Origin of the sequence: Bacillus sp. CHD6a (assembly GCF_001293645.1) — a bacterium.
GTDB lineage: Bacteria > Bacillota > Bacilli > Bacillales > Bacillaceae_I > Sutcliffiella_A.
Genome location: NZ_LBMD01000028.1, coordinates 12,512 through 30,273, shown reverse-complemented (window position 1 = coordinate 30,273; position 17,762 = coordinate 12,512). Strand labels below are relative to the sequence as shown.

At 41.1% G+C, this 17,762-nt stretch carries 17 protein-coding genes; all 17 read right to left on the bottom strand.

Annotated features, from left to right (window positions below; translation table 11 throughout):
* Positions 1-229 precede the first annotated feature (229 nt).
* The 17 genes from spoVT to AAV98_RS16830 all read right to left on the bottom strand — a co-directional run bounded on the left by spoVT (position 230) and on the right by AAV98_RS16830 (position 17,671).
* Entirely contained in the window at positions 230-766 is a 537-nt protein-coding gene (gene spoVT / locus AAV98_RS16915; protein ID WP_060666712.1) for a stage V sporulation protein T, read from the bottom strand.
* 203 nt (positions 767-969) lie between these two features.
* Positions 970-4,506: a transcription-repair coupling factor gene (gene mfd / locus AAV98_RS16910; protein WP_060666711.1), complete on the bottom strand. Its 3,537-nt coding sequence runs from the start codon at positions 4,504-4,506 to the stop codon at positions 970-972.
* A 111-nt stretch (positions 4,507-4,617) separates the two neighbouring features.
* Complete coding sequence (locus AAV98_RS16905) at positions 4,618-4,848, bottom strand: anti-sigma-F factor Fin family protein (RefSeq protein ID WP_060666710.1); 231 nt, start codon at positions 4,846-4,848, stop codon at positions 4,618-4,620.
* Between the two features lie 129 nt (positions 4,849-4,977).
* Complete coding sequence (pth, locus tag AAV98_RS16900) at positions 4,978-5,538, bottom strand: aminoacyl-tRNA hydrolase (protein ID WP_331456875.1); 561 nt, start codon at positions 5,536-5,538, stop codon at positions 4,978-4,980.
* A 399-nt stretch (positions 5,539-5,937) separates the two neighbouring features.
* Complete coding sequence (locus AAV98_RS16890; RefSeq protein WP_060666707.1) at positions 5,938-6,582, bottom strand: 50S ribosomal protein L25/general stress protein Ctc; 645 nt, start codon at positions 6,580-6,582, stop codon at positions 5,938-5,940.
* Between the two features lie 84 nt (positions 6,583-6,666).
* Positions 6,667-7,617 carry a ribose-phosphate diphosphokinase gene (locus AAV98_RS16885; RefSeq protein ID WP_060666706.1) on the bottom strand — a complete coding sequence of 317 codons (951 nt, stop codon included), beginning with the start codon at positions 7,615-7,617 and terminating at the stop codon, positions 6,667-6,669.
* A gap of 205 nt (positions 7,618-7,822) precedes the next feature.
* Positions 7,823-9,193, bottom strand: a complete 1,371-nt coding sequence (gene glmU, locus AAV98_RS16880) for a bifunctional UDP-N-acetylglucosamine diphosphorylase/glucosamine-1-phosphate N-acetyltransferase GlmU (protein ID WP_060666705.1) — start codon at positions 9,191-9,193, stop codon at positions 7,823-7,825.
* Positions 9,194-9,343: 150 nt separating this feature from the next.
* Complete coding sequence (gene spoVG, locus AAV98_RS16875) at positions 9,344-9,634, bottom strand: septation regulator SpoVG (RefSeq protein WP_010191385.1); 291 nt, start codon at positions 9,632-9,634, stop codon at positions 9,344-9,346.
* Between the two features lie 127 nt (positions 9,635-9,761).
* Positions 9,762-10,136: a 2-iminobutanoate/2-iminopropanoate deaminase gene (gene ridA, locus AAV98_RS16870; RefSeq protein WP_060666704.1), complete on the bottom strand. Its 375-nt coding sequence runs from the start codon at positions 10,134-10,136 to the stop codon at positions 9,762-9,764.
* Positions 10,137-10,151: 15 nt separating this feature from the next.
* Positions 10,152-10,994, bottom strand: coding sequence for a pur operon repressor (gene purR, locus AAV98_RS16865; protein ID WP_060666703.1), 843 nt, complete (start codon positions 10,992-10,994; stop codon positions 10,152-10,154).
* A 57-nt stretch (positions 10,995-11,051) separates the two neighbouring features.
* Positions 11,052-11,921: a 4-(cytidine 5'-diphospho)-2-C-methyl-D-erythritol kinase gene (ispE, locus tag AAV98_RS16860; RefSeq protein WP_060666741.1), complete on the bottom strand. Its 870-nt coding sequence runs from the start codon at positions 11,919-11,921 to the stop codon at positions 11,052-11,054.
* 158 nt (positions 11,922-12,079) lie between these two features.
* A complete protein-coding gene (locus AAV98_RS16855; RefSeq protein WP_060666702.1) occupies positions 12,080-12,259 on the bottom strand; it encodes a small, acid-soluble spore protein, alpha/beta type in 180 nt (59 codons plus the stop codon).
* 498 nt (positions 12,260-12,757) lie between these two features.
* Positions 12,758-13,021: a biofilm formation stimulator Veg gene (gene veg / locus AAV98_RS16850; protein WP_010191377.1), complete on the bottom strand. Its 264-nt coding sequence runs from the start codon at positions 13,019-13,021 to the stop codon at positions 12,758-12,760.
* Positions 13,022-13,284: 263 nt separating this feature from the next.
* Positions 13,285-14,187, bottom strand: coding sequence for a sporulation peptidase YabG (yabG, locus tag AAV98_RS16845; protein WP_060666701.1), 903 nt, complete (start codon positions 14,185-14,187; stop codon positions 13,285-13,287).
* A 524-nt stretch (positions 14,188-14,711) separates the two neighbouring features.
* Positions 14,712-15,602: a 16S rRNA (adenine(1518)-N(6)/adenine(1519)-N(6))-dimethyltransferase RsmA gene (rsmA, locus tag AAV98_RS16840; protein WP_060666700.1), complete on the bottom strand. Its 891-nt coding sequence runs from the start codon at positions 15,600-15,602 to the stop codon at positions 14,712-14,714.
* Positions 15,603-16,157: a ribonuclease M5 gene (gene rnmV / locus AAV98_RS16835; RefSeq protein ID WP_082380941.1), complete on the bottom strand. Its 555-nt coding sequence runs from the start codon at positions 16,155-16,157 to the stop codon at positions 15,603-15,605.
* Positions 16,158-16,462: 305 nt separating this feature from the next.
* Positions 16,463-17,671, bottom strand: a complete 1,209-nt coding sequence (locus AAV98_RS16830) for a G5 and 3D domain-containing protein (RefSeq protein ID WP_060666698.1) — start codon at positions 17,669-17,671, stop codon at positions 16,463-16,465.
* Positions 17,672-17,762 lie beyond the last annotated feature (91 nt).

Here is a 17,762-nt window from a genome sequence, read left to right as displayed (position 1 = left end):
AGAAGCATTATTGCTTCTCTTCAAACCACTTACTGTCCAAAAGGAGTGAATTACTGTCCATTCAGACAAAAATACTGTCCAAATTCTTGAAATACAATCCAAACTAACCCATTTACTGTCCAAACTCCCGGAAATACATGCCAAACGACAAATCTCTTAGGATTTCGACAAAAATCTACTTAAAAGAAAAGAAGCAACAGACAATCATGTCTGCTGCTCCCACTAATGATTATTGCTCCATCTGTCTTGCAAGGAATCCTGCAGCTGTTTCCACTGCTTTCTGTTCCACTTCTCCAAGCGACTTATCTTTGGACATAATCACCACTGCTCCAATTGGATCTCCGTTTGCAACGATAGGGCCAATGGTATAAGAAGCAAGTGATTCTACATGCCCATCAACGATTGCCAACTGCTGTTCTTCCGTTTTTAATACGGAATTGCGGTCTTCCATGGATTTCTCCACGACTTCGCTGATGCTTTTGTTGAGGTATTCCTTTTTGGAGCTTCCTGCGACAGCAATAAACGTATCACGGTCACAGATCAACACTGGGTGACCCAAGCTATCATACAGAGCTTCTGCATATTCCTTTGCGAAATCGCTAAGCTCACTAATAGGAGAGTATTTCTTTAAGATAACCTCTCCATCCCGGTCGACAAAGATCTCGAGCGGGTCACCCTCGCGAATACGAAGGGTTCTTCTTATTTCTTTAGGAATTACAACGCGACCGAGGTCATCAATACGACGTACAATACCAGTTGCTTTCATTTCTTAGGTTGCCTCCTTCATCCGATGATAAAAAGAGATGAGTTAAATTGGTGGAATTGATCAATATGTCCTGCTTTTGAAGAATTCACCATTCGTTGAAGTTAGTATCCTACACTCAGGGAGTTATATACATGTTGGAAAAGTTTTTTTCTGATAGTAAATTCCCCCAGTATTTATATAGACGTTTCTTCACAAACTCAAACCTATGAGGAAGCATTCACGCTTTCTTTTTTTACTTTTTCTAGTCCTTTTATCATAGAAATGGCCACCTGTATCCACTCTTCTGTTGCAGAGCGTTTCGTCTGGATGACAATCTTCAGATGCTGTCCTTCCATGCCGAGGCTTACCATCCTGCCAAACTCATTTCCTAACAAGAATAACTTCTGTCCATCCATAACGCTACTTGCTTCTTCAGAAAGAAGAATGACGAGCTCTTGTTTTGTTTGTTTGATGGAATCCACTTTTTCCTTGAGGCCGTAAACTCTCATCTCTGAGACTTGGAATAAGTAATCGACCTCTTTTGGATAGTTACCGAAACGGTCCTTCATTTCATCTTGAAGTTCAACAAGATCTTCTTTTGATTCTAACCCACGGAAACGCTTATACATATCAATCTTTTGCTTACTGTCAGGGATATAAGACTCTGGAATGTAAGCATCAAGCTCCACATCAATGGATATCTCATGTGCCTTTTTGGCATCTGTCGGCCCTTGGCGCTGCTCAATTGCCTCTTTTAGCATCTGAGAATACATATCAAAACCGACAGAATCAATAAATCCGTGTTGTTGGGCACCAAGTAGATTTCCGGCACCACGAATGGAAAGGTCACGCATCGCAATTTTAAAGCCTGATCCAAGTTCTGTGAATTCTTTAATAGATTGCAGGCGTTTCTCCGCCACTTCTGTGAGTACTTTATCTTTTCGATACGTGAAATAGGCATATGCAACACGATTGGATCTTCCAACACGTCCCCTGAGCTGATAAAGTTGGGACAATCCCATTCTATCTGCATCAAAAACAATCAATGTGTTTACGTTTGGAATGTCGACACCTGTTTCAATGATGGTCGTACTGACAAGCACTTCCGCTTCCCCTTCAAGAAACTGAATCATCACCGACTCTAATTCATTTTCGGTCATTTTTCCATGGGCATACGTAACACGTGCTTCAGGGACAAGCATGGAGATCTCCTCTGCTTTTCGCTCGATATCTTCGACCCTGTTATATAAGAAATAAACTTGACCTCCTCGGGCCAGCTCTCTTTCAATTGATTCCTTTACCAAATTTCCGTTATATTCCATCACATACGTTTGTACGGGAAAACGGTTTTCAGGTGGAGTCTCAATGACAGACAAATCACGCACCCCAAGCATAGACATATGAAGGGTACGAGGAATCGGAGTTGCTGTTAAGGTAAGCACATCAATATTCGCTTTTAGCTGTTTGATTTTTTCCTTATGGGTAACTCCAAAGCGCTGTTCTTCATCAATAATTAACAAGCCAAGGTCTTTGTATTTAATATCTTTGGACAACAAGCGATGTGTCCCAACAACAATATCCACTGTTCCGTTTCCAAGCCCTTTCATTGTTTCCGTCTGTTGCTTTCTAGAGCGGAAACGGCTTAACAAACCAATATTGATAGGGTAATCTTGGAACCGTTCTCTAATGGTTTCATAATGTTGCTGAGCCAAAATGGTTGTTGGCACCAAAATGGCTACCTGCTTGCCATCAGTAATGGCTTTGAAAGCAGCCCTTATGGCAACTTCCGTTTTTCCATAGCCCACATCTCCGCAAAGCAAGCGGTCCATCGGGCGGGTCTTTTCCATATCCAATTTAATCTCATGAATAGATCGCAACTGATCTTCTGTTTCTTGATAGGGAAAGGTTGCTTCAAACTCCCTTTGCATTTCCCCGTCTGGAGAAAAGGCATGCCCAACACTTGCTTCCCTTTCTGCATATAACTTGATAAGATCATCGGCAATGTCTTGAACAGACGACTCTACTTTATTTTTGACCTTTTTCCAGTCCGTACCTCCGAGTTTATATACTTTCGGTTCTTTTCCCTCAGAGCCTACATATTTCTGAACTTGATCAATTTGCTCAACAGGAACATAAAGCTTATCAGAGCCTTGGTATTTAATATGAATATAATCTTTATGAAGGCCATTGATATCAAGTGTTTCAATTCCTAGGTATTTACCTATCCCGTGATTAATATGGACAACATAGTCGCCAACATTTAATTCGGTATAATTTTTTATTCGCTCCGCATTGGAAAGCTTTTGTCTGTTTTTAGGCTTTTTGGCTTTCTTTTTGAAAAGCTCTTCCTCTGTGATGACTGCAAGCTTCTGCATCGGTAATTCAAATCCAGAATGCAAGTCACCCTCCACAAGCTGGACCTCTCCATGGGCAAAGGCGGAACCTTTGGAAAGCTTTCTTATGTCCATCTCATAATCAGCAAAAACCGTCTCTAGCTTCTCCATCCGCTCTTGGTTGGAAGCAAGGACTACAATTGCATAATTCGCTTTTCTCCAACGATCGATTTCCGATTTTAACAGATGCATCTGTCCGTGGAAATGCTGCATGCTCTTAGAAGACATATTAATCAAATTTTCGGGATGCGTATGTGGCACCGCCCTTAAGAAAAGAGAAAGATAAAGAAACGGTTGCTTTTTGCTATGTACAATCTGAGCAAATGAATGAGAAAACTTTAGATCGTGCACCGCTTTTCCTTCTGCCAATAGCTCTACAAGCCACTCAGCTTCCTCTTTATCAAGACTCTCTGCCGTTTCATGAATTCTGCTGATTTCATCCATGATAACCAAGCCGCCTGAAGGGATGTAATCTAGTAAACTAGCTGGTGAACTGTAGAAGAATGAAAGATATTTATACAACTCAGAAAACACTTGTCCGTTGCGTATTTGTTCGATCTCATAAGAAATATTTTCTGTTAATAGTTGTTTTACTTTTTCATTTTTTACCTTTTTAATCGTTTTAGCCAGTTCCTTCTCAAGGACTTCCCTACCATTTGTAAGCTCTTGATTTGTGAGCAGCATCTCTGTTGCCGGACCAATCGTCACCTTATCCATATGTTTTTGAGAACGCTGATCCTCTACCGTAAAATATCGGATAGACTCCACTTCATCATCAAAAAGTTCAATCCGGACGGCATATTCTTCCGTAATAGGGTATATGTCAATGATTCCCCCCCTGATACTGAAATCCCCTGGCGTTGCTACCATCCCTACTCGCTGATACCCGAATCTGACGAGACGCTCTGCTAAGTTATCCAGTTCCAACGTCTTTTCTACTTCAATGGTCAACAACGTTTGCTGCCATTTATCTTTAGATGGGAGTATTCTTTTTAACCCTGCGATAGGCGCAATGATAATTCCATTATTTTTGGTAGCCCAATGATTTAGCGCCTCTACACGTTGAGCTTTCAGTTCGGGACTTGCAATTCCAATTTCCGCTGCCAACACATCGTTTACAGGGTACAGATACAGTTCATCCTCCGGCAGAAAGCTTGCTAGGTCATCATATACTTTTTGGGCATGAAATAAATTATGCGTGATTAGCAGAATCGGCGCTTTTCTTTCTTCATACAAGGCTGCAATTAACATGGACCTTGCTGAATTAGATATGCCTGAAATTAACTGTTCTTGCAACCCTTCTTGAAGACCAACCAATACCGACTGAAAATCATCATTTTCGCTTAAGTATGGAATAAAACCTTTCATAACATACACCCTCCCCTCTCTATTATTACTGTTTCCATGTGTTTCTTTTTATCATGACGTTTCTCAGACGCAAAAAGGCTTTGGTATCTCACCAAAGCTAATTTATCTGCTCTATTGTATGAACCGTTCTTGTTCATGCCAGTCAGGATTCCGATCAAGGGCCTCCTGGCAATCCTCACAAATCGTTTTAACATGTACATCACCATTTTGTTGATATGCTATCATTTCCTGTCGTTCTGTATCCGACAGTTGATGAAACCCTAGTTCTTCTGAAAATACTGATTTGGATTCGATGGTGCCGACCTTATAGCCGCAGTGTCTGCAATGATAATGGATAGCCATCCTTTTCCCTCCACTTTTCTACAAGACCTATAAATGGCCCCTTTTACTAATAGTATAAACAGTGGGAAACATTGTTATACAGTGTAGGTTGGGTTAGAAAATACTCAGGAAAGCTACCTTAACATCCTATTATTGATTAAAAGTGTTCATTACTTGTAGGAATTCTTTGGACAAGCTCTCTTCACAGGCTTCTGCCGCTTTCTTCACGCTGTCATCAATCGCAGGGCGCTCATCAGCGTGGAATCTTCCAAGCACATAATCTGAAATGGACGGTCCATTCTTCGGACGGTCAATTCCCATTCGGATACGATCAAAATTCTGGGTCTGAAGGTGCTGGATTAATGACTTAATGCCATTATGCCCACCTGCACTGCCCTTTTGGCGAAGACGCAGCTTCCCAGCCGGCAAATCTAAGTCATCATAAATTACCACCAGATCCTCTACATCTAGCTTATAGAAGTCCAATAACGGGCGAACACATTCTCCCGATAAATTCATATATGTAAGAGGCTTCACTAATAGTACCTTTTCCCCATTTATTGTACCTTGTCCGAAAATTCCTTTGAATTTGGACTGTGTCAAGGGGATGTTCCATTTGTCTGCTAATTCATCAATCACCATAAATCCAATATTGTGCCTTGTTTCTTCATATTGACGGCCTGGATTTCCCAGCCCCACAAATACTTTCATTATTTTTCCTCCTGAAACGTCTTGCTCTTTACCAAATAAGGATTGCAAAAATTTCTTCATGGATACCTCCCACAAACCTATTCGCTATTTTTCATTTTACTTGAACATGTGGTGAAAAGGAAATGAGAAGGAGTAGAAATGATAATATCTCTTGCAGTAGAGATCTGGATTAACTCCCTGTTGATTTCCGCAAATGGCTTCGCTTTCCTAGGGGCTGACGTGAGCCTCCTCGGCTACGTCTGCGGGGTCTCAAGACTACCGCTACCTCCCACAGGAGTCTCATGCCTTGCACTCCAATTAACAGGGAAAATTGGCATGAATGAACATATACCCATTATTCCACTTACTATCTTAAGTAACAACTTTCCTTTAACAAGAGAAAAGACGTAACCTTTATGGTTACGCCTCCTCCTCTGTGCTTTCATTGTTTTCTCTACCTTCAACAAGTTCGGGCTCGCCTGGTTCTTGTTCTTCACCAGGGTCGATTTCCTCTTCTTGTCGTGGAGGTAAGATGGAAGCAATCACTTCATCATCTTCATGATTAAAGCTATATTTTCCTGATGTATTTAGGTCACCGATTGTAATGTTTTCATTCACATCAAGCTCCGTTACATCCACATCAATGGATTCCGGTACGTTGCTTGGAAGTACTTTGATGGAAACTTCATGGAGGACTTGTTGCAAGACTCCGCCATCTTTCACTCCTTTTGCATCGCCTGTAACGTGAACCGTAACATCTACATCGATTTCTGTTTTAAAATTAACTACATGGAAATCCAAGTGGACAAATTCCAGGCTTTTCAGCGGGTTGATTTGATAATCGTAAAGCATAACTTTGCGCTTATCGGAACCAATTTCAAGCGAAATGATGCCGTTTCGTCCAGTTTCACGAATCGTTTTAATAAATTCCTTACTATCGACAGTAATAGATTTATTTTCTGTATCATTCCCGTATACAACCGCTGGAATTAATCCTTCCTCACGGATTTTGGTTATTGAAGATCCTTTGAATTCTGTACGTTCATTTGCATGTAATACTGACATTCTTATCACCTTCCTGGGAAAATAAAATACTTGTCTCTCATTCAATTTCCCCAATTTACGGAAGGTTAAACATGATTCTTACGATTAATCAAATAAAGTACTAACAGATTTCTCTTCATGCACACGAATAATCGCTTCAGCAATCAGCTCTGCAACGGACAATTGTGTGATTTTTTCTATTTTCTTTTCTTCTGGTAAAGAGATCGTGTTGGTAACAACCAACTCTTTAATTTTAGAGTTCTGGATACGTTCAATAGCCGGACCTGACAATACTGGATGTGTACAACAAGCATATACTTCTTTAGCACCATTCTCAATAAGGGCATTAGCCGCTAATGTAATGGTTCCCGCAGTATCGATCATGTCATCGATTAAGATTGCCGTTCTACCTTCAATATGACCAACAATGTTCATCACTTCTGCAACGTTTGGACGAGGTCTGCGTTTGTCGATGATCGCAATCGGCGCTTTCAGGCGGTCAGCAAGCTTTCTTGCTCTTGTTACCCCGCCGTGGTCAGGAGATACAATTACAAGGTCTTCTAATTGCTTGCTATCAAAGTACTCCGCTAAAATAGGAACACCCATTAAGTGGTCAATTAGGATATCAAAGAATCCTTGAATTTGCGGTGCATGGAGATCAAGCGTAATGACGCGGTCTGCCCCAGCAGTTTCTAAAAGATTTGCCACTAACTTCGCTGTGATTGGCTCACGAGCGCGCGCTTTACGGTCTTGTCTTCCGTACCCGTAATATGGCATTACGATATTAATCGTTTTTGCAGAAGCACGTTTTAATGCATCAATCATGATAAGTGTTTCCATGATATGTTCGTTTACTGGTGCGCTGGTAGATTGAATAACATACACGTCACAACCACGGATACTTTCTTCGATATTGATTTGTACTTCTCCATCACTGAAACGAGCAACAGAACATTTTCCGATTGGAACACCTACGTGTTGTGCGATTTCTTCCGCTAAGGCTGTATTGGAATTTAATGTGAAAATCTTTAGATTAGAATCTGCATACTTTGGCATGATAACTTGTACCCTCCGCTAGGTTTTTTTAATAGGCTGTTTACTACTCCGCTGTTGATTTCCGCACCGGGCTTTGCTTTCCTAGGGGCACTGCTGGAGCCTCCTCGGCTACGCCTGCGGGGTCTCCACCTAGCGCTATCTCCCTCAGGAGTATTCGCCCTGTGCTCCAATCAACAGCTGTCAAACTCTCAGAATTAAGTTTGTCTTATTTATTGTGGATCTTGTTAACGTAGTTTTCTTTGTTTACTTGGCGAGCACGTGCGATGGACAGTGCTTCTCCAGGTACATCTTCTGTGATGGTAGATCCTGCTGCAACATATGCGCCTTTGCCAATAGTTACAGGTGCTACCAAATTGGAGTTGCAACCTACAAACACACCATCTTCAATTTTAGTTAAGTATTTCTTTTTCCCATCATAGTTGACAGTAATAGAACCGCAACCGAGGTTTACATCCGCTCCAACTTCCGCATCTCCAATATAGCTAAGATGAGAAGCCTTGCTTCCGTTTCCAAATGTCGCTTTTTTCACTTCTACAAAGTTTCCAAGCTTCACTTCATTGCCAATCTTGGAATCCGGTCTTACGTGAGCAAACGGTCCAATATTTACATCGTTTCCAATTTCACTGTCATGCGCCACAGATTGGCGGATACTTGTACGGTCTCCGATTTGGCAGTCTTTAATCTCAGAGTTTGGACCGATAATGCAATCCTCTCCAATTTTAGAAGCACCCAAGATGACAGTACCAGGGTTGATGACTGTATCTCTGCCAATCTCTGCATCCGCAGAAATATACGTGTTATCTGGGTCAATGATGCTTACTCCATTGATCATATGTTTTTTATTAATTCTTTTCTTCATGGTTTTTTCAGCCTGAGAAAGCGCTACTCTGTCATTGACTCCAAGTGTTTCATCAAAGTCTAATGTCTGGTAGGCAGAAACGATATCGCCTTGTTCTTTCAAAATTTCAATGACATCTGGAAGGTAGTATTCTCCTTGCACATTGTCATTTGAAACATTATTTAGCGCTGTAAAAAGTGCTTCATTGTCGAAGCAGTAAGTACCCGTATTAATTTCTGTCACTTTACGCTCATCTTCACTAGCGTCCTTATGCTCCACAATTTTGCCCACATGCCCTTCGCTGTTACGAATAATGCGTCCATATCCAGTAGGGTCTTCTGCGTAAGCTGTCAGAATAGTAGCCTTTGCTCCCGTGTTTTCGTGCAGATCAAGCAATTCCTGCATCGTTTCCGGTGTAATAAGTGGAGTATCTCCACAAATGACCAGTGTTACGCCTTTTTTATCTTGAAGCATTGGTGCGGCTTGCATAACTGCATGAGCCGTTCCCAGCTGTTCTGCCTGAAGGGCGTATTCGCTTTTGGTTCCAAGATGGCTCTTTACTGTTTCCGCTCCATGTCCAACCACTGTTACAATCTTCTCAAAGTTGAGTGCAGATACGTGATCCACTACATGTTGAACCATTGGTTTGCCACAAACAGGATGTAACACTTTATATAATTTGGATTTCATTCGTGTACCTTGTCCAGCTGCTAATATTACGGCATATCGATTTATCATAACGGCCTCCATTTTCACCTAATTATCCATTACGAATATATCCTAAAACGTTCCCCATTTCAAGGAAGTACACGAAAGTACATTTATTTGTCAAAAAAAAGGCCAAAAGAAAAAACAGGCTGCATAACAGCCTGTTTCACCTTCTATCGTTTAAGAAGCTCCTGCTTCTTCGTATTCTACTTCTAATTCGCCTAAGCGGTGATACTCTGCTAAAACCGCTTCTTGGATTTTTCCACGCGTCCCGGAATTGATCGGGTGTGCAATATCGCGGAATTCTCCATCCGGCGTACGTTTACTTGGCATCGCAACGAACAAGCCGTTGTTTCCATCAATTACACGGATGTCATGAACAACAAATTCATGATCTAATGTAATAGATGCGATAGCTCTCATGCGACCATCGGTATTTACGCGGCGTAATCTTACGTCAGTTACTTCCATTCTGTTCACCACCTTTTGTCCCAATAAAAAACTTAGTATTATAAATTCTCTAAATTTTCTAGAATTCCTTCTTATTTTCAAATTTTTTTTGAAAATTTTGGGCAAATTGGTGTAAAAAGAACAGATTCTATTTTACTAGAGCGATAACCTCAATTTCGACTAGAACATCTTTCGGTAAACGTGCAACCTCCACACATGACCTTGCAGGTTTGTGGGTAGAGAAATACTCCCCATACACTTCATTAATATCTCCAAATTGGTTCATATCTTTGATGAAGACTGTAGCTTTTACTACGGTGTTAAAGGATGCGCCTGCTTCTTCTAAAACCGCTTGCAGGTTTTTAAACACTTGATGAGTTTGCTCTTTTACATCCCCTTCTAGTAAATCTCCATTAGGCAACAATGCTATTTGACCTGAACTGTAAAAAAGATTGTTGACAATGATTCCCTGGGAATAAGGACCTATCGCCTTTGGAGCGGCATCTGTATGAACAACTTTCATAAACTTACACACCCTTTAGTTTAATGTAATATTTTCTTTCACATGTTGAAGATAGTTTCCTTGCTGCACTTCTATGTGTCGGTCTCTTTCACTTACCTTTTCAAGCTTGGCCAAGGAAACATAGTCATCAACCAAACGTTCTTCAATGTTTTCAGACTCCACTAGAATTCCAATACCTGCTACGGTCGCTTGAAATTCAGCCAGTAGATTAACCATTCCGCTTACTGTCCCGCCAGCCTTCATGAAATCATCAATGATCAAAACGTTAGAACCTGTTTCCAAGCTTCTTTTTGCCAATACCATTGTTTGAATTCTTTTGGATGAACCTGAAACATAGTTGATGCTTACGGTAGAACCTTCTGTAACCCTGCTGTCACGTCTTACAATGACAACCGGTACATTTAAATAACTTGCCACTGCATGTGCAAGTGGAATTCCCTTTGTCGCCATCGTCATGACAACATCTACTTTTTTATGGCTAAATGCTGTTGCGAACATTTTCCCCACTTTATTTAACACTTTGGGGTTACCAAGGATGTCGGTCATATATAGATAACCGCCTGGCAGTAATCTTTCCGGCTTTGCAATCATTTCACACAGTTCCTCAAGGTAGGCAGATGCCTCTTCATGGTTTACATATGGGATATACCTAACACCGCCAGCAGCACCAGGTACTGTGACAAGCGTTCCTATTCCTTGCTCTTCGAAAGTTTGTTTGATGATCCCAAGATCTTCACTAATAGAAGACTTTGCAGACCCATAACGGTCAGCAAAGAAGGAAAGCGGAACTAACCCCTGTGGATGCTGCAACAAATAATGCGTCATGTCCACAAGACGACCACTTCGACGTAATTTCATGCTACTTCCTCCTAAAATCCGAATATTCTAATGTAAATATAACATTAATATCCGGATTTAATCAAGACTGTTCCGCTCGCCAAGGATTCTGACGGCAAACACTTGATCACAGAACCCTCTCAAGCCATTGCAAATTCGATGCATTCTTGAATCATATTGAACGATACCGAAGACTGTCGGTCCACTCCCGCTCATTAATACGGCATCCGCTCCGAATTTCTTCATCTGGTCCTTGATATGTGCCACTTCCGGATAGAGCTTTAAGGTAACACTTTCCAACACGTTGCCAACAAGCCCAATCATCTTTTCATAATCATTTTCATGAATGGCATCAAGCATACCTTCAACATCGGGATGCTCTACCTTACTAAGGTCAAGGTTATTGTACACTTCGGCAGTAGATACACCGATCGTGGGCTTCGCAAGCACAATCCAACTATGAGGTGGTGCTGGGATATGTTGAACAATCTCCCCTCTACCAGTTGCAAGAGCAGTTCCGCCATAGACACAGAACGATACATCAGAACCTATTTCCGCGCCAATCTCAGCAAGCTCATCCAAGGTTAACCCAAGGTTCCAAAGCCTGTTCAAACCTCGTAACGTTGCAGCTGCATCACTGCTTCCGCCAGCTAATCCTGCAGCAACAGGAATCACCTTTGTTATACCGATGGAAACCCCTTTCTTCACGTTAAACCGTTCTTTTAACAGGGCAGCTGCTTGGTAGGCTAAATTTCGATTGTCGTCCGGAACATACCGATTATGAGATAGAATGGTGATTTGACCATCTTTTCGCTCTGACAGTTCAATACGGTCAGCTAGATCAATCGTGGTCATAATCATTTTCACTTCATGGAATCCATCTGGACGCTTATGTAGCACATCTAGCGACAAGTTTATTTTCGCTGGTGCTTTTTCTAACAGTCTCACTTTCTTCACCTTCTTCATTCGTCTCCAATTATCTATGTATTGTACCATATTCCTTGACAGAAATATCTCCATGAATGGGAATTATTATGTTTTCAAAAAAGGGCTGCTTTTTTGTTGCTAAAAAACCGAAGTGACTTACACTCCGGTTTTTCTTTAATCTATTTTTGTTGTTGAACAAGTTGTCGCTCTGCCAATTCTATGGCACGTTTTACCATGTTGCCGGCATCCATAGCTTTTATCCCGCCCCAGCCTTCGTGTTGGACGACATCATAGAAACCAAGTTCTTTTGCCAGTTCTTCTTTAAGCTGATGAGACATAATGCTTCGTCTTCTGCTCATGATAAAAGCCCTCCTCGTTGATCGTTGAACGCGACAATATTAGTATTGGAGGGGTGTTGTGTTTTTATAAGCGGTTATATATGTATTTTTGGGGAGGAAGATTGCTCTAAACGTCGCTGTTGATTTTTGCAATGGCTTCGCTTTCCACGGGACGGCGCTTGAGCTTCCTCACTACGTTGGAAGCCACTGAAAAAGACCTTAATTTTAAAATTTTTCTAAACACCGCTGTTGATTTCCGCAAAAGGCTTCGCTTTCCTAGGGGCTGACGTGAGCCTCCTTCGGCTACGCCTGCGGGGTCTCCACCTAGCGCTATCTCCCTCAGGAGTCTTCGCCTTTTGCTCCAATCACCAGTTAGGAATCATAAAAAACTTTACGTTATCAGTTTTTCAATGGCTTCCCTCAACCAACCGTTAATCCCCCGCTGCAGTCTCCGCCTTTTGCTCCAATCAACAGCTTAGGTGTTTTTTAGGCAAAATAAAAAGCAGCAAACAAATTTGTCTACTGCCCACTTATAGCCATATTTCCTTCTTCAAAAAATGTAAGTTGTACCGTCTCTGTGAGGACATCTGCATAGCTGTAGGATACACGTTCAAAAGCATTTTCGTCTTGATCTAGTTCTATTACAAATACTGATGGATAAGTTTCTGCTAATATCCCTATGCGCTCAATTGTCTTTCTACGACCACCGTTAGCACGAAGAGTTAACTTTTTACCTAAATTAGAATCTAACGTCCTTTTGATATCTACTAACGTTTTTCCCATTTTACTCCACCTCACTATACTATAGTTAGTGTAACATAATTTTAATAAAAAATCAAATAAAACTTAAAATTATAACAACCCCAAAAGCAACCTGTCAATATATTTCTGTCTACAATTATCTTCATATGTCTACATTTACTATGCTCATATAGTAGAATTAATATGTATAAAATGTAAAATAACCTTTTAAGCCTTGCCAAGAAAAGGTTTTAGAATAAAGATTGACATGTGAAAATACGACAAAAAACCCTTAACTTCCACCGTTAAGAGTCTTCATCTTCCTCATCGTTATCTTTGTAAGGCCTAAAAGGCATTCCAGTTCGTAACACCCCTCTTGTCTCAATACCACCCAGGCCCTTATCACCTGTTAATGTATTCCGCAGTAAATCCCAAACATTTACCCGTTCCATAAATGGAGTAAAACAAATTCTACCCACAATATAAACTGGATCAAGAGCATGAATATTTACACGAGAAGGAGAGCTTGCAAAATTTGCTCCTGCCTGTATTAATGATTCAAAGTGGGACTGGCACGCTCCTGCAAAAATGACTAACTGATCAAGGTTTGGTTGAATCCGGCGGGCTTCTTTTACTGTTTGCACAAAATGCCATGAGTGGCGATATGCTTTAAGGTCAGACACTTTCCCTTTGCTTTTGGAGTATGCATCATGGCCGGTGATAACCAAAATATCCGGTCGATACCTTTCCATCAACTCCGTTATTTTCAAAGGCATTTCTTTCTCATTTGCATGTACGCCATGTACTGGTACACCAATTCTCTCATAAAGCTCCAGGCATTTTTTTAAATACAAAGGATCTCCATCCAAATGCAACACTTTACCCGGCACTTGAAAAAAGTTTTGCTCGGTACTATAGCCACCTGTTGCCTCGTATTCATTCTTCTCCCGAATGAGCTGGTAATCCTGTTGCAGTAGCTGGAACGATCTGTTGACTTTGGATTCTGCTCGTTGCTTTCTGGTCATCTGTTCTTTACCATCTACTACTTTCAGATCCTCGTAGAGGGCGTCTGCCATCAGCCTGACATCTTCCCCATATAATAAAACAACACGCTGTTTTAATTCATTTTCATGTATATCCATCACACGAAATAACAGGTCATAATTATAGGATTTTCGTGCAACGATGTCTCCAATTTTCAGCATCATTTTTCCCTCCAACTTGGAGAAGGCATTTACCCCAACGGTGTATCTAACCTAGAGTATGCACGGGACTTTATGTGTGTGAGCACTTTCCTTGGTGTAATAAAGGTTACGAGCGCATTGGCCCGTGTTCCATTTCAGGGCATACTAAAAGCTGCCACATCTTTAGGAAATACATGATGCTGTGGCAGCTTTTTTGTGTTTGTGGTTTTACTTAAAAGTGTTTTGTAGTAACTTTCTTCTTAATTTGGCACAAACCCCTTCATATTGGTTGGCTTTGACACTAGAATAGCGGGTGAATTATCGTTTATCCATCCTAAAATGGTTTTATCCATTGTAAAGACGCTTATATCCATCGTAAAACCGATTTATCCATTATAAAAGTGATTTATCCTTTGTAAAACCGATTTATCCATTTTTGACTAGTGAATACTGTGAGTTGATTAGAGTGGCAGGGACAGGTGAGACCCCACATGCGCTAGGGAATCACCTGGAACCGAAATAAACTTGATCCAAAAAAACGACCTTAATCAGGTCGTTTCCGTTTTAAACAATGGGAACAATTCATCACTTAGAGCACCAAACTCCTCAATGGAGAGGGTTTCTCCACGCCTTTTCGGATCAATAGAAGTAGTGGCAAGTGCCGCTTCAATCCCTTGCTTCTTTGCCTTTCCATCAGGCAGGTTGCTTGTCAGGTTATTTAAAATCGTCTTCCTTCTTTGTCCAAAGCTCGCACGAACCACTTCAAAGAAGAAGTCCTCATCTTTCACACGAACAGGTGGCTCCTCACGGACTACGAGTCGAATGACCGCAGAATCCACATTAGGTTGTGGAACAAAAACTGTTTTCGGGACGATCATGACGGTTTCTGCCTGCGTATAATACTGCACTGCAATGGAAAGCGAGCCGTATTCTTTGGAACCAGGCTTAGCCGCCATGCGCTCTGCCACTTCCTTTTGCAGCATGACCGTAATGCTTTTTAGGGGTAATCCTTCCTGCAACAGCTTCATGATAATAGGAGTTGTGACATAGTACGGTAGGTTGGCAACCACTCTCACTTCCTCAAACGCCTTTAACTCTTCACCAATCAGTTCTGTTACATCCGCTTTCAGAATATCCTTATGAATAACTGTAACATTATCATAAGGAGATAAGGTGTCTTCCAAGATTGGCAACAATCTTTGATCGATTTCAAAAGCGAAAACCTTGCCGGCTCTTTTGGCAACCTGTTCCGTTAATGCCCCAATTCCTGGTCCAATTTCAATGGCTGCTGTCTTTTCCGATACTTCCCCATATTCCACAATATTCCTTAAGATGTTGGTGTCGATTAGGAAGTTTTGTCCTAGACTCTTTTTAAAAGAAAATCCGTACTTATCCAATATTTCTTTCGTTCTTTTCGGTGTGGCAATATCTTTATGCATTTATTGCTCCTCCTGGTCCATTTTCATTACTGCTTGTTTTAATCTATCTAAAGAGATATGGAACATTTGCAGGCGCTTTTGCAACTGCTTGCCGTTCGTATAGCCAATGTTTAGTTCCAAGCCAAGCCGTTCTCTTCTATTTTTGGCTGTAGGACCCGCAACAAGCCCATAATAGACAAGCGCTTCAAAAGGAATCTCTTCGGTTTCCTGTTCATACTCTTGGTGCAACCCGTTCAGCGCTTGTTGAATATCACTCACTGTGGCATGCTCTACTCCTATCCCTTTGCCGTTTTTGCCGCGCGCTTTATCTTTAGGCAAAAAAGCGTGTTTACAGCCAGGAACAGCCTCTCTGATGGTATGGCGTATCTTTTCTCCAGGATAGTCAGGGTCTGTGAATACAATGACGCCTCTTGTCTCCTGAGCATGCTTAATACGGTTTAGTATCTCCTCATTTATGGCCGATCCGCCTGTTTCAATCGTATCAGCATCAACAGCCCGTTTAATGGCTACCGTATCATCTTTTCCTTCCACCACAATAATTTCTTTTATTTTCATTTTTTCCTCCAAAAGAGTGAAACTTTTCTTCTATGATAAACGTCTAATGATATGAAAAGCAAAAACAAACAATAGTATGTATTCTACTTTATTTTGTCTTTCATGACTAATATTTATTTTAACAGAAAGGCTCTTTTCTTAAAGTTTAATATTAATTACTTGTAAAAAGTCGGCATTTGTACTTTTTACTGCTGACAAACTTTAGGAATTACACGTAGTAGCTAAAATATAACATGTAGAAAAGAGCCGAACAGAAAAAAGCAGAGGCTAGAAAAAACCCCTGCTAGAACTAATATCACCATTCATTAATCAAGAATCTTGATTTTCACTTTTTTCCTTCCCCAACGATAAGCAGCATCTTTATCAGAGAAGAACACATCAATTTTGTGGCCTTTAATGGCACCGCCGGTATCTCCAGCAACAGCATAACCATAGCCTTCCACATACACTTTTGTCCCTAAAGGAATGACACTTGGATCTACTGCAATTACTTTTGCTCCTGGATTTGAACGCAAGTTAATGCCCGTACTCGTCACTCCACTGCATCCATTACAGAATGCTGTATACGCCGTAGAAGAAACATAAAACTCTTTAGAGCTTGACTCTGTACTACGTGACACAACCTGTTGCGGTTTAGGTTGTGGTGGGGCTTTCGTTCCAACAGCAACGATGCGGTCTAAGGATTCTTTCACCGTTTCTGTTTTCACCAATTCACGGGAAACTTCTTTGCCATTCTCTAATATGACTTCATAATGATTGGCAACGGTCCCATTTTCCCCTTGCTGGACCACTTGTTCTTTCCCCTTATCAAGGGAACTATCATTTTGTGTTACAACACCAAACTCAATAGGCTCTTCCACTACATCGGTGACTTTTTCAACTCTAGTAATATTAACTACAGTATCTTTTGCTACCAATTCTTCTAGACTAGGCTCCACTCGGTCAAGATCATTTACTGTGATATCGTGCTGTTCTAAAAAGTCAGCGACCGTAGTCGAAGTAGACCATACTTGTTGTTTTTCCCCCCCGACATTCAACGCAACTTCAAATGCCTTTTCGATGGCAATGACTAGATTGTCTTTAAGTGGGGTATTTAACTGTTGACTTACTTTATCGTGCTCTTTTATATCTATATCTCTCTCTGTTAAGAAATCTTGTACTGTCTCTGCTGTCGTATAAATAGTGTGTTCCTTATCATCAATGACAAGTTTCACTTCTTTCGCAGGATCCCAGACAATCTGCATGGAATCGCTGACAACGGTATCCTTAGATGGCTCCAACCGGTCCTGTGGCTGGACCTCTATGTCCAACTCTTTTAGAATATCCGCTACAGTTTTTGCGTGCGTGCGAACCGTGACTTCCTCACCGTCCACATTCACTGTTACAGCAGCCTTTGTGCCATGAAAGACACCAAAGCCAAGTATGGTTGAGAAGACTATGAAACTAGTTAAAGTAATGGCCAGTTTCGTCCTGCTCAACTTACCAGAAAACAGTTTTTTCATGCTATTTAACATGTAAAAAAACGCCTCCTTCTCCTCGAATGGATTATATAGACAGTTATGTAACTTGTCAACCCTTTCCATTGGCTCGACCGTAATGTCTATT